Source organism: Micromonospora globbae, assembly GCF_036184225.1.
Lineage (GTDB): Bacteria > Actinomycetota > Actinomycetes > Mycobacteriales > Micromonosporaceae > Micromonospora > Micromonospora globbae.
Window position 1 is genome coordinate 233497 of the sequence record NZ_CP108084.1, and the last position, 12227, is coordinate 245723.

At 73.3% G+C, this 12227-nt stretch carries 10 protein-coding genes; 4 read left to right on the plus strand and 6 right to left on the minus strand.

Annotated features, from left to right (window positions below; translation table 11 throughout):
• Window positions 1-190: 190 nt before the first annotated feature.
• Window positions 191-535 carry a hypothetical protein gene (locus OG994_RS01070; RefSeq protein ID WP_120330359.1) on the plus strand — a complete coding sequence of 115 codons (345 nt, stop codon included), beginning with the start codon at window positions 191-193 and terminating at the stop codon, window positions 533-535.
• A 70-nt stretch (window positions 536-605) separates the two neighbouring features.
• On the opposite strand, the gene OG994_RS01075 is transcribed toward OG994_RS01070, so the two are convergent.
• On the minus strand, window positions 606-1259 hold the full coding sequence (locus OG994_RS01075) for a hypothetical protein (RefSeq protein WP_120330360.1): 654 nt from the start codon (window positions 1257-1259) through the stop codon (window positions 606-608).
• Between the two features lie 246 nt (window positions 1260-1505).
• Between OG994_RS01075 and OG994_RS01080 the strand changes: the two genes are divergently transcribed.
• Window positions 1506-2123: a copper resistance CopC family protein gene (locus OG994_RS01080; protein ID WP_240033089.1), complete on the plus strand. Its 618-nt coding sequence runs from the start codon at window positions 1506-1508 to the stop codon at window positions 2121-2123.
• A gap of 85 nt (window positions 2124-2208) precedes the next feature.
• On the opposite strand, the gene gltX is transcribed toward OG994_RS01080, so the two are convergent.
• From gltX to OG994_RS01095, 3 genes are read right to left on the minus strand one after another with little or no spacing between them, the layout of a single operon-like run.
• On the minus strand, window positions 2209-3618 hold the full coding sequence (gltX, locus tag OG994_RS01085) for a glutamate--tRNA ligase (RefSeq protein ID WP_120330362.1): 1410 nt from the start codon (window positions 3616-3618) through the stop codon (window positions 2209-2211).
• A 47-nt stretch (window positions 3619-3665) separates the two neighbouring features.
• Window positions 3666-4943, minus strand: coding sequence for an MFS transporter (locus tag OG994_RS01090; RefSeq protein WP_328851923.1), 1278 nt, complete (start codon window positions 4941-4943; stop codon window positions 3666-3668).
• Window positions 4940-6289 carry a GH1 family beta-glucosidase gene (locus tag OG994_RS01095; protein ID WP_328851924.1) on the minus strand — a complete coding sequence of 450 codons (1350 nt, stop codon included), beginning with the start codon at window positions 6287-6289 and terminating at the stop codon, window positions 4940-4942. The genes OG994_RS01090 and OG994_RS01095 overlap by 4 nt, the downstream gene beginning before the upstream one ends.
• A gap of 187 nt (window positions 6290-6476) precedes the next feature.
• Between OG994_RS01095 and OG994_RS01100 the strand changes: the two genes are divergently transcribed.
• Entirely contained in the window at window positions 6477-6923 is a 447-nt protein-coding gene (locus tag OG994_RS01100) for an SRPBCC family protein (protein ID WP_120330365.1), read from the plus strand.
• A 220-nt stretch (window positions 6924-7143) separates the two neighbouring features.
• Here the strand turns inward: OG994_RS01100 and aceE are convergent, their stop codons facing one another.
• Window positions 7144-9888, minus strand: a complete 2745-nt coding sequence (gene aceE / locus OG994_RS01105) for a pyruvate dehydrogenase (acetyl-transferring), homodimeric type (RefSeq protein ID WP_328851925.1) — start codon at window positions 9886-9888, stop codon at window positions 7144-7146.
• Window positions 9889-10077: 189 nt separating this feature from the next.
• Between aceE and OG994_RS01110 the strand changes: the two genes are divergently transcribed.
• Window positions 10078-10482, plus strand: coding sequence for a YjbQ family protein (locus OG994_RS01110; RefSeq protein ID WP_192902225.1), 405 nt, complete (start codon window positions 10078-10080; stop codon window positions 10480-10482).
• A 68-nt stretch (window positions 10483-10550) separates the two neighbouring features.
• On the opposite strand, the gene OG994_RS01115 is transcribed toward OG994_RS01110, so the two are convergent.
• Window positions 10551-12206 (minus strand): alkaline phosphatase D family protein, encoded by a 1656-nt coding sequence (locus OG994_RS01115; protein ID WP_328851926.1) that lies wholly within the window; start codon window positions 12204-12206, stop codon window positions 10551-10553.
• Between the last annotated feature and the right edge of the window lie 21 nt (window positions 12207-12227).

Genomic DNA, 12227 nt, shown 5'->3' on the forward strand with positions numbered 1-12227 from the left:
GCGGCCGGTCACCCTCCGCCCACGGGCGGAGGCTCCGCGCGGTGGGCTCCACCGAAGGAGGTACGCGCCGGAGCCGTCCCGCCGCGTGCCCGACCCGGGTACGCCTGCGCGGGCCGTCGGAGCCGGCCAGTACGGTGGCAGGGCACGTCGGCGGGAGCCGACGGGTGATGGCGAGTGTGAGGAGACCGGGATGGCGCAGGGGGAGGCCGAACACGGCTGCGCCCAGGGGGAGCCCTGCCGGCCGGGCCACAACGACCAGCAGGCGGCCGCGAAGCACCGTCGCCCGGTGGGCGGGCTGCCGTCGTTCCCGCCGGACCCGGCCGGGGGTTGGCCGGGGGAGCGGGTCGACGAGGACGCCCCGGTGCCGCGCCAGCGCGCCGGGGAGCCGGCCCTGCCGGTCGACGCGGAACCGGTCCGGTCCGGCTCGGCCTGCCGCAGCGACCTGCCGGGCTGGGCCGGTGCGCACCGGCACGGCGCGGTCCGGCCTCCGCACCGTGGCGGCCGCCGCGAACGCCCACCGGGCCGGTGGTGCTGACGCCCGGCCGCTGACGGTCAGTGGATCACCGCGGCCGGCGGCGGGTGGGTGTGCCGCCGGCGACCGACGGTCAGCGGGTGCGGCGGCGGACGAGCAGCGCGATCCCGGCCAGCCCCGACGTGATGACGAGCACCACGGCCACGTTGAGCAGCAGCAGCCGCTGAAGCTCGCCCAGCGCCTCGTCGATGTCCCGGGCCGGGTTCAGCGAGTCCTCCGGGATGACCCGCTCGCCGCCGCCGATGCCGCCGCCCACGGCGTCGTACTCGCGCTCCAGCGGCACGCCGGCGGTGCGCAGCGTCTCGGACATCGACAGCCGGCCGAGGAACCAGCCGGCCTTCGTCTTGCGGGAGTCCGGCTGCTTGGCGGGCCGGAAGATGCGCGGGCCGCCGACGGCCTTCGGGTACAGGTCGTACGTCTGCTTCGGCGTCTCGCCGGCCAGCACGACGATCGTGTACTTCGGACCCAGGTCGGCGGGCTTCGGCCCGCTGGCCGCGCCGGTGCGGCCGAGGAAGCTGACCTGGTCGATCACGGCGTTCACGTGCTGCGGCTGCGTGTCCGCGCGCAGTCGCAGCGGCTCCGACAGCCCGGCCCCGGTGATGTCCACGCCGGCCGGCGGCGGAGGCGGTTTCGGCGCGGCGTGCCCCGGGCCGGCGAGGCCGAGGGACAGCGCCCCCGCCACCGTGGCGGCCAGTACGGCGACCAGTCGTCTCACCCGTCGGACCATCGCCGCCTCCTCGCCCCGTTCGATGGATGGCTCTGTCGTGCCCGTGCCCCGTGCCCCTACCAGCGACGACGACCCGGCCGGTGCGCCGGGCGTCCACTGAAAGACTCCGTGGAACGTCTCGCGGTTGCAGCTCGTGGAACAGTAATTGGAACTATCTGCGATCTCGGCGCGACCAATTGAGCAGCCGTTGATCAGCGGGCGGATCGTACCTTTGCGGAGGGGTTCATGGGGTGCAGGGTCGCACGTGTGGCGCGCCTCGTGCTAGCCGTGTCCGGCGTGGCGCTCGGTGCGTCGTTGGCGCTGCCGGCGTCGCCGGCGGCCGCCCACAACTCGTTGACCGGCAGTGATCCCCGCGACGGGGCGCGGATCGCCACCGCCCCGGTCCGGATCGAACTGCGGTTCCTGTCCCGGCTGGACCCCGCCACGACCACCGTCACCGTGACCGGTCCGGACAATGTGGCCGCCGCGGGCGGGGAGCCGCGCTTCTCCGGCAGCCGGGTGAGCGTGCCGTTCAAGCCGGGGAAGGCCGGGCTCTACACCGTCGGCTACCGGGTGGCCTCCGGCGACGGGCACCCGGTGACCGGCGAGGTCCGCTTCACCCTCACCACCGGCACGCCGGCCGACCCGTCGGCGTCGGCGACCACCGGCGCGGCGCCGACGCCGTCGTCCCCGGCCGCCACGCCCACGAGCACGCCGCCACCGGCCACGGCCGGCCCGGACGCCGCCAGCCCGAGCGGCGCGGTGGTGCCCACCGCGGACGAACGCGACGAGGTCAGCGGCTGGCTGTGGGCGCTCGGCGCCCTGGTGCTGCTCGCCGCCCTGGCGGCCGGGCTCCTGCTCCGCCGCCGCGCCGCCCGCCGCTGAGCGCGCACGACCGGGCCGGCGGCGTAGGCAGGCCCGATCCGTGGACCGGCACCCGCCGGAGCGCCCGGCCCGGGCGGGCGAGCCGTCAGACGAGGCGGACGCGGGCGGCGCGCAGCCGGGTGAGCGTGCGCTCCCGGCCGAGCACCTGCAACGACTCGAACAGCGGCAGGCCCACCGTCCGGCCGGTGACCGCGACCCGGACCGGCGCCTGCGCCTTGCCGAGCTTGAGCCCGCGCTCGGCGCCGACCGCCTCCAGCGTCGACTTCAGCGACTCGGCGTCCCACGACTCCAGGGCGTCGAAGGCGGCGATGGCGGCGTCCAGCAGCTCCGCCGAGCCCTCCTTCATGGCCTTTGTCCAGGCCGCCTCGTCGATGAGCGGGTCGGCCAGGAACAGGAAGTCGACGTTCGGCACGATCTCGCTGAGCACCGCGATGCGGGTCTGGGCCAGCGGCGCCACCGCGGCGAACGCGGCCGGGTCGAACTCCTCCGGCTGCCACGGCGGCGGGGCGATCGTGTCGGTGCCGGTCAGCCACGGCTCGCACGCGGCGATGAACTCCTCGACCGGCAGCGCCCGGATGTACTCCCCGTTGAAGGCCCGCAGCTTCTTCTCGTCGAAGAACGCCGGCGAAGGGTTGACGTCCTCGAGCCGGTACTCCTCCTCGATGACCGACCACGGGACGATCTCCCGGTCGCCGGAGGGTGCCCACCCGAGCAGCATCAGGTAGTTGCGCATGGCGTCGGCGAGGTAGCCCTCGTCCCGGTACGCCTCGAGGGCGACCTTGTCCCGCCGCTTGGAGAGCTTCTGCCGCTTCTCGTTGACGACCACCGGCACGTGGGCCCAGACGGGCGGCTTGACGCCCAGGGCGTCCCAGAGCAGCTGCTGCTTCGGCGTGTTCGGCAGGTGCTCCTCGGCCCGGATCACGTGGGTGATCCCCATGGTCATGTCGTCGACCACGTTGGCCAGCAGGAACACCGGGGAGCCGTCGCCGCGGGCGATGACGAAGTCCTCGATCAGCTTGTTCTCGAAGGTCGGCTCGCCCCGGATGAGGTCGACCACCACGGTCTCGCCCTCGTCCGGCGTACGGAAGCGCAGCGCCCGGCCCTCGCCCGGGCCGAGACCCCGGTCGCGGCAGTAGCCGTCGTAGCCGGCGTACTGGGATCCGGTGCGGGCCTGCACGTCCTCCCGCGTGCAGTCGCAGTAGTACGCCCGGCCCGACTCGTAGAGCCGCTGCGCGGCGGCGCGGTGCTCGCCCGCGTACGACGACTGGAAGTACGGGCCCTCGTAGCTGCCCCGGGCGATGCCGATCCACTCCAGCGCGGAGAGGATGCCCTCGGTCCACTCGGGCTTGTTGCGGGCCGCGTCGGTGTCCTCGATGCGGAGCACGAACACCCCGCCCTGCTGCTTGGCGAAGATCCAGTTCTGCAGGGCCGAGCGGGCGCCGCCGACGTGGAACATACCGGTCGGAGAGGGGGCGAAGCGTACACGTACCGTCACGCCTCCAGCCTACGGCGCGGCGCCAGCGTATTCGGCCAGGGGGCCGGTCAGGGGACCGAGCGGATCTTCACGACCAGCGCGCTGCCGAGCAGGGTGACGGCGGCGGTCACCGCGTAGAGGGTCGGGTAACCGCCCAGGTGGACCACGATGGGCGCGGAGAGTGCCGGGCCGAGCACCTGGGGCGCCGAGTTCGCGATGTTGATCACGCCGAGATCCTTGGCCCGGTCGGTGGCGCGCGGCAGCACCTGGGTGATGAGGGCCGCGTCGACGGAGAGGTAGACCCCGTAGCCGGCGCCGAGCAGCACGGCGGCGACCACGGCCATCGGCCAGACCGGGGCGACGGCGAGCAGCGTGGCCGCCACCGCCATCACGAGCCCGGAGACGACCACGAAGACCTTCCGGCGGCCGGAACGGTCGGAGATGCGGCCGGCGACGACCGCCGTGAGCATCATGCCGAGCGTGTAGAGCAGGATCAGTACCAGCAGGGCGCCCTCCGGGTCAGCCACCCGCACACCGTCGGTGAGGAAGTAGAGCAGGTAGAGGGTGCCCAGGGCGTTGCCCGTCTGCACGAGGAACCGGGTGAACCACGCCCACGCGAAGTCCGGGTGCCGGCGGGGGCTCACCCACATCGACGCGAGCAGGGCGCGCGGCCGCAGCGCCGACCGGTGCGCCCGCGGCAGCGGATCGTCCGGGGTGAGCAGGGCGAACGGCAGCGCCAGCACGAGCACGGCGAGCGCGACCGCCCGGTAGCCGGCGGCGTTGCCGGTCACCACGGCGGTGACCAGCACCGCGCCGGCCACCAGCCCGAGCGCCTGCGGGATGCCCACCCAGCCGGAGACGCCGCCGCGCTGGGCCACCGGCACCCGGTCGGGGATCGCCGCCGTGAGGCTGGCCAGCATCGCGTTGAAGCAGACCTGCGCCGCGACCCAGGCGAGCGTCACGCCGAGCACGGTGCGCTGCTGGGCGAGCAGCGCGAGGGCCGCCGCGCCGAGCACCGCCCCGCCCGCGGTCCAGACGTGCCGGCGGCCGAGTTCGCGGCCGGCCAGCCGCAGGCAGGTCCGGTCGGACAGCGCGCCCGCGAGCGGGTTGGCGACCACCGCGGCGAGCGCGCCGAGCCCGGTGACCACGGCCAGCATCTCCTCCTTGTCGCCCGGAGCGATGCCCTCGATCTGCTGCGGCAGCAGCACCTGGATGGGGGTGAAGAAGGCCATCCACACCCCGAGGTTCGCCGCGAAGACCAACGCGATCCAGCCGCGCCGGACCGGCGCAGTCGGCTCGGCGAGCGCCGCCGGCGGCGCGGCCGACGCCGGGTCGACGGTGGTCACCGCGCCGGCTCCCCGCGCGTGGCCGCGATCGTGTCGCGCAGCCAGGCGTACGAGGACTTCGGGGTACGCGCCTGCGTGGCGTAGTCGACGTGCACCAGGCCGAAGCGCTTCGTGAAGCCCTCGGCCCACTCCCAGTTGTCCAGCAGGGACCAGACGAAGTAGCCGCGCACGTCGACGCCGTCGTCGAGCGCCGCCCGGACCGCGCGCAGGTGCCCGTCCAGGTACGCGATCCGTTCCGGGTCGTGCACCCGCCCGTCCGGTCCGGGCCGGTCGTCGTACGCGCAGCCGCTCTCGGTGATCTCGACGGGCGGCAGCGCGTCGCCGTACGTGCCGCGCAGCCAGCCGAGCAGCTCGCGCAACCCGTCCGGGGCCACCGGCCAGTCGAACGCGGTCCGCGGGTACCCCTCGACCGGCGCCAGTTCGAACGGCAGCGGCGAGCCCTCCGCGGGCGCGCGTACGCCCGTGGGGTTGTAGTAGTTGACCCCGAGCACGTCGATCGGGGCGGCGATGGTCGCGAGGTCGCCGTCGCGGACCACGGACGGGTCGGCGAGCGTGCCGTCCGGGTAGCCGCGTCCGAGCAGCGGATCGGTGAAGAGCCGGTTGTGCAGCGCCTCGTACGCGGCGCCGGCCGCCCGGTCCGCGTCGGTGTCGCCGAGCACCCGCACCGGCGAGTAGTTGTTGGCGATGGCGACCGGGCCGGCGGTGCGGGCCCGCAGCGCGGCGACCGCCAGGCCGTGCCCGAGGAGTTGGTGGTGGGCCACCGGGAACGCGTCGAAGAGCAGCGTCCGGCCGGGCGCGTGCTCGCCCGTCCCGTAGCCGAGGCTCATGTGGACGAACGGTTCGTTCAGCGTGATCCACAGCTTCACGCGGTCGCCGAGCCGGGCGGCGACCAGGTCGGCGTACGCCGCGAAGCGCTCCGCGGTGTCGCGCGCCAGCCAGCCCCCGGCGTCCTCCAGCGGCTGCGGCAGGTCCCAGTGGTAGAGGGTGGCCACCGGGTCGACGCCGGCGGCGAGCAGGTCGTCCACGAGCCGGTCGTAGAAGTCGAGCCCGGCGGGGTTGGCCGGCCCGGTCCCGGCCGGCTGGATCCTCGGCCAGGCGACGGAGAAGCGGTACGCCGTCACGCCCAGCCCGGCCAGCAGCGCGACGTCCTCACGGTGGCGGTGGTAGTGGTCGCAGGCCACGTCGCCGGTGCTGCCGTCGGCGACGCGGCCGGGGGAGTGGGCGAAGGTGTCCCAGATGGACGTTCCCCGGCCGTCCTCGGCGACCGCCCCCTCGATCTGGTACGCGGAGGTCGAGACGCCCCAGCGGAAGCCGGCGGGGAACTGCGGCGGCGGTGCGGTCGGCATGGCGCCCTCCCGAACAACGTGAAACGTGCTCGGGACTCTAGGGTGCGGCCGGCGATTGCGCCATAGGCCGTCATGGCTGCCTGCGCAATGGTTTTCGGCGTGTCTTTTTCCAAACCCGTCCAGGTACGTCCAATCTTGCGCATAGAGTGCGGAATATCGCGGATGTCCTCACTGGAGGAAGACGGAAATGATCCTCGTGGAACGCAGTGCGCACGTGGCGGCGCCGGTGGAAGCGGTCTGGGACGTCGTGCAGCGGGCCGAGCAGCTGCCGGCCTGGCTGGCGGGGGTCCGCGCGGCCGAGGTGCTCTCGGGAGAGGGCTTCGGGCGGCGGCAGCTGGTCCAGGCCGGGCGTGGCGCGGCGCACGAGGCCGAGGTGATCGCCTATCAGGAGCCGACCCTCATCGGGTGGCGCGAGCGCGCCAAGGGCGCCGGCGCCCGGGCGGAGGCGCGCACCGAGATCTACGTCCAACTCACTCCCGACGAGGAGGAGGGTGGCACGATCGTGCGGCTGATCGTCGTACGCTGGCCGGCCGGTCCGGTCAAGGCCGCCCTGCTCCGGCTCGGTCTGCGCCGGGTCGGCGCCGACCTGGAGGAGTCGTTGGCCCGGCTCACCGACCTGGCCGCCGTCGGCTGACCGGGCCCGTCCCCGGCGTCGCCCGCGATGGTGATGGTCCGGCGTCCCCGCCAGGGACGCCGGACCATCGTCGACTCCGGCACAGGTCGCCGGCGCGCGTCCGCGCGCGCCGCGTCCACGCTGACCGTCGCGTGAGCGCGCCCCCGGGACCCGGGTGACCCCGCGAGACGACGAAGGGGCCCGGCGCCACCGGCGCCGGGCCCCTCTCACGCCGAACGGGTCAGCTGTCGCCGCCGGTCTCGCCGACCGGGGCCGCGTTGACGTCGTCGATCGCGTACTTCTTGGCCGCCTCGGCCGGCACGTTGGCCGGCACCGCGCCGCGGAGCGCGAGCTGCCGCAGCGTGGCCACCACCACCGACTCGGCGTCGACGTGGAAGTGCCGGCGCAGCGCGTGCCGGGTGTCCGACAGGCCGAACCCGTCGGTGCCGAGCGAGGTGAAGTCCCCCGGTACCCAGCGGGAGATCAGGTCCGGTACCGCGCGCATGAAGTCGCTGACCGCGATCTTCGGCCCGTCGGCGTCGGCGAGCTTCCGCGTCACGTACGGCACCCGCTGCTCGGTGCCCGGGTTGAGCAGGTTGTACTCCTCGCACTGCACCGCGTCGCGGCGCAGCTCGGTCCACGAGGTCACCGACCAGACGTCGGCGGCGACCCCCCAGTCCTGGGCGAGGAGCTGCTGCGCCCGCAGCGCCCACTGCATCCCGGTGCCGGAGGCCAGCAGGTTGGCCCTGGGCGCGTCCCCGCTTACCGACGGCGCCGGCGCGTAGCGGTAGATGCCCTTGAGCAGGCCCTCCACGTCCACCCCGGCCGGCTCGGCGGGCTGCACGATCGGCTCGTTGTAGACCGTCAGGTAGTAGAAGACGTTCTCCTGGCCCTCGCCGTACATCCGGTGCAGGCCGTCCTCGACGATGTGCGCGATCTCGAACGCGAACGCCGGGTCGTACGCGACCACCGCCGGGTTCGTGGCGGCGATCAGGTGCGAGTGGCCGTCCTCGTGCTGAAGACCCTCACCGTTGAGCGTGGTCCGCCCGGCCGTGGCGCCGAGCAGGAAGCCCCGGGCCATCTGGTCGGCGGCCGCCCAGAGCCCGTCGGCGGTGCGCTGGAACCCGAACATCGAGTAGAAGATGTACATCGGGATCATCGGCTCGTCGTGCGTGGCGTACGACGAACCCGCCGCGGTGAACGAGGCGACCGAGCCGGCCTCGTTGATGCCCTCGTGGAGGATCTGACCGACGGTCGCCTCCTTGTACGACAGGAACAGCTCCCGGTCCACCGACGTGTACCGCTGGCCGTGCGGCGAGTAGATCTTCGCCGTCGGGAAGAGCGAGTCCATGCCGAAGGTGCGGGCCTCGTCCGGGATGATCGGCACCCAGCGCTTGCCGAACTCCTTGTCCTTCATCAGGTCCTTGAGCAGACGGACGAAGGCCATGGTCGTGGCGACCTTCTGCTTGCCCGAGCCGCGCTTGACGTCGGCGAAGCGCTCCGGGCCGGGGATGGTCAGCTTCTTGGCGCTCGTGCGCCGCGTCGGCAGGTAGCCGCCGAGCTGCGCCCGCCGCTCCTTGAGGTACTGGATCTCGTCGGACTTCTCGCCCGGGTGGTAGTACGGCGGCAGGTACGGGTTCTCCTCCAGCGCCGAGTCCGGGATGTCGAGGAAGAGCCGGTCGCGGAAGGTCTTCAGGTCCTCCAGCGTCAGCTTCTTCATCTGGTGGGTGGCGTTGCGGGCCTCGAAGTGCGACCCGAGCGTCCAGCCCTTGATCGTCTTGGCGAGGATCACGGTCGGCTGGCCGGTGTGCTCCAGCGCCGCCTTGTAGGCCGCGTAGAGCTTCCGGTAGTCGTGGCCGCCCCGCTTGAGGTTCCAGATCTCGTCGTCGCTGAGGTGCTCGACCATCTTGCGGGTCCGCGGGTCGCGGCCGAAGAAGTGCTCCCGGACGTACGCGCCGGACTCCGCCTTGTAGGTCTGGTAGTCGCCGTCGGGCGTGGTGTTCATGAGGTTCACCAGCGCGCCGTCGGTGTCCGCGGCGAGCAGCGGATCCCACTCGCGGCCCCAGACCACCTTGATGACGTTCCAGCCGGCGCCCCGGAAGAACGCCTCCAGCTCCTGGATCACCTTGCCGTTGCCGCGGACCGGGCCGTCCAACCGCTGGAGGTTGCAGTTGATCACGAAGGTGAGGTTGTCCAGCTCCTCGCGGGCGGCCACGCCGATCGCGCCGAGGGTCTCCGGCTCGTCCATCTCACCGTCGCCGAGGAACGCCCAGACGTGCTGGTCGGACGTGTCCTTGATGCCGCGGTGGTGCAGGTAGCGGTTGAACCGGGCCTGGTAGATCGCGTTCAGGCCACCGAGCCCCATGGAGACGGTCGGGAACTCCCAGAAGTCCGGCATGAGGCGCGGGTGCGGGTACGACGGCAGCCCGCCACCGGGGTGCGACAGCTCCTGCCGGAACCCGTCGAGCTGGTCCTCGGTGAGCCGCCCCTCGAGGAACGCGCGGGCGTACATGCCGGGGGACGCGTGGCCCTGGTAGAAGATGTGGTCCCCGCCACCGGGGTGGTTCTTGCCACGGAAGAAGTGGTTGAAACCCACCTCGTAGAGCGACGCCGAGCTGGCGAACGTGGAGATGTGCCCGCCGACGCCGATCTCGGGGCGCTGCGCCCGGTGCACGAGCATGGCGGCGTTCCACCGGATGTAGGCCCGGATCCGCCGCTCCACGTGCTCGTCACCCGGGAACCACGGCTCGCGCTCCGGCGGGATGGTGTTGATGTAGTCGGTGGTGGTCAGGGACGGCACCCCGACCTGGCGCTCCCGGGCCCGCTCCAGCAGGCGCAGCATGACGTAGCGGGCGCGCTTGGTTCCGCGCTCGTCGATGACCCCGTCGAGCGACTCGACCCATTCGCTGGTCTCTTCTGGGTCGATGTCCGGAAGCTGGCTCGGCAGGCCGGCGGTGATCACCGGGCGCTTGCGTTCCGTAGCCACAGGCGGTCCCTCGGTTGTGTGTGGGATAGGTCTCTAGCGCCATCCTGCCCCCTGGTGGCACCCGGCGTCACGCCTAGGTGCCCCGGACGCGACGCTCAACACAGGTACCCGCCGGTAACTTTGTGCGACGACCGCCCCCGGACGACGGTAGCGCCGGGCGCGGCGGGCCGCTGCGGCAGAATGCGCCGTATGCGTAGTGACGTGATCACCGTCCAGACCGGCTCCCGTCCCGCCGTGCGCGACATCACGGCCGAGGCGCAGAGCTTCGTGTCCGGCCAGGGGGACGGGCTGCTGCACGTCTTCGTGCCCCACGCCACCGCCGGCCTGGCGATCATCGAGACCGGCTCCGGCTCCGACGACGACCTGCTCACCGCGCTGGACGCGCTGCTGCCCGCCGACGACCGCTGGCGGCACCGGCACGGGTCGCGCGGGCACGGCCGGGACCACGTGCTGCCCGCCCTCCTCCCGCCGTACGCCACGCTGCCGGTGCTCGACGGCCGGCTCGCCCTCGGCACCTGGCAGTCGCTCTGCCTGGTCGACACCAACGGCGACAACCCCACCCGCCAGGTCCGCTTCTCCTTCCTCGCCGGCTGAGACCCGTCCCGCGACGTGGCCGGCCCGGGCCGGCCGGCCACGTCGTCGTGGGCGAGCGGTGTCCCGCGTCAGGGACGCACGGTCTCCTGTTCCACCGTGCGGCGGCCCTCGTCAGCCGCGACCTGCGGTGCGGTGGTCCGGGCGGCCGAGGGCAGCGGGTTGTCGGCGGTCAGGTGCAGGCCGGGCACCCGGTCCTCGATCACGAACGTGGCCCGCGTGTGCGCCGGCGCGCCCGGCCGGCTCACGTACGGCAGCACGTCGAAGTCGGCCGCCAGCTGCTTCGGCGTGATGGTCGTGCGCACGTAGCCGCGCAGGTTGTTCTGGAACCGCAGGTGCGGGTTGAACGCCAGCCACGGGTGCGACCCGGACGGCGAGTCCGCGCCGTCCCCGCCCGAGGTGATCGAGGAGCACACCAGCTCGGTGCCGACGGTCCGGGACGTCGGGTCGGCGTAGTCCAGCTTGAGGTCGCTGGCCCAGTGGGCGTGCACGTCACCGGTGAGCACCACCGGGTTGCGGACCCCGGCGGCCAGCCAGCCGCGGGTGATCCGGTCGCGGGAGGCGACGTAGCCGTCCCAGGCGTCCATGCTCGTCACGGTGAGCGGGCCGGAGTTGTTGTCCCGCTGCGCGAAGAAGACCTGCTGCCCGAGGATGTCCCAGCGGGCGTCGGAGCGGCGGAAGCCGTCCAGCAGCCAGGCCTCCTGCGCGGCGCCGGTAATCGACCGGTTCGGGTCGTACGCCGCCGCGCAGTCCTTGTAGCCGTCGCCGCAGGCCTGGTCGTCGCGGTACTGCCGGGTGTCGAGCATGTGGAACGTGGCCAGCCGGCCCCACCGCACCCGCCGGTAGAGCTGCATGTCGACGCCGCGCGGGATGGAGGTGCGGCGCAGCGGCATGTTCTCGTAGTACGCCTGGAACGCCGCGGCCCGCCGGGCCGGGAAGTCCGGGTCCGGCGCCTCCGGCGTCTCACCGGCCCAGTTGTTCTCGACCTCGTGGTCGTCGAACACCACCACCCACGGCGCGACCGCGTGGGCGGCCTGGAGGTCGGCGTCGGTCTTGTACTGGGCGTGCCGCTGCCGGTAGTTCGCCAGCGTCCGGGTCTCCGGGCCCTCGTGGTCGCGCGGGTTGCCGCCCGGCGCGACGTACGCGCCCTTGACGTACTCGTACTGGTAGTCGCCGAGGTGCAGGATCAGCTCCGGCTCGGTCTCGGCGAGCCGCCGGTACGCGGTGAAGTAGCCGTGCTCGTACTGCGAGCAGGACACGAAGCCCATGGCGAGCGCGGCCGGCATCGTCCACGGCGCCGGGGCGGTGCGGGTGCGACCGACCGGCGAGACGTGCCGCTCGGCCCGGAACCGGTAGAAGTACTCCCGGCCGGGCAGCAGCCCGTCCAGCTCGACGTGGACGCTGTGCGCCGACTCCGGCCGGGCCACCGCCACCCCGCGCCGTACGACGTGCCGGAACCGCTCGTCGGCGGCCAGTTCCCACTCCACGGCGACGGGCCGGGTGGGCATCCCGCCGAGGCCGTCCTCGGCCAGCGGTTGCGGGGCCAGCCGGGTCCAGAGCACGAACCCGTCGTGGTCGGGGTCGCCGGAGGCCACCCCGAGGGTGAACGGGTAGGCCAGCCGGCGGCCGGTGGTGGTCGCGGCGGCCACGCCGGGCAGGGTGGTGAGGGCGCCGGCGGCGCCCGCCGCCGCGCCGGTCAGCAGGATGGTCCGTCGGGACAGTGACACGAAATCCTCCCCAGAGTCCGG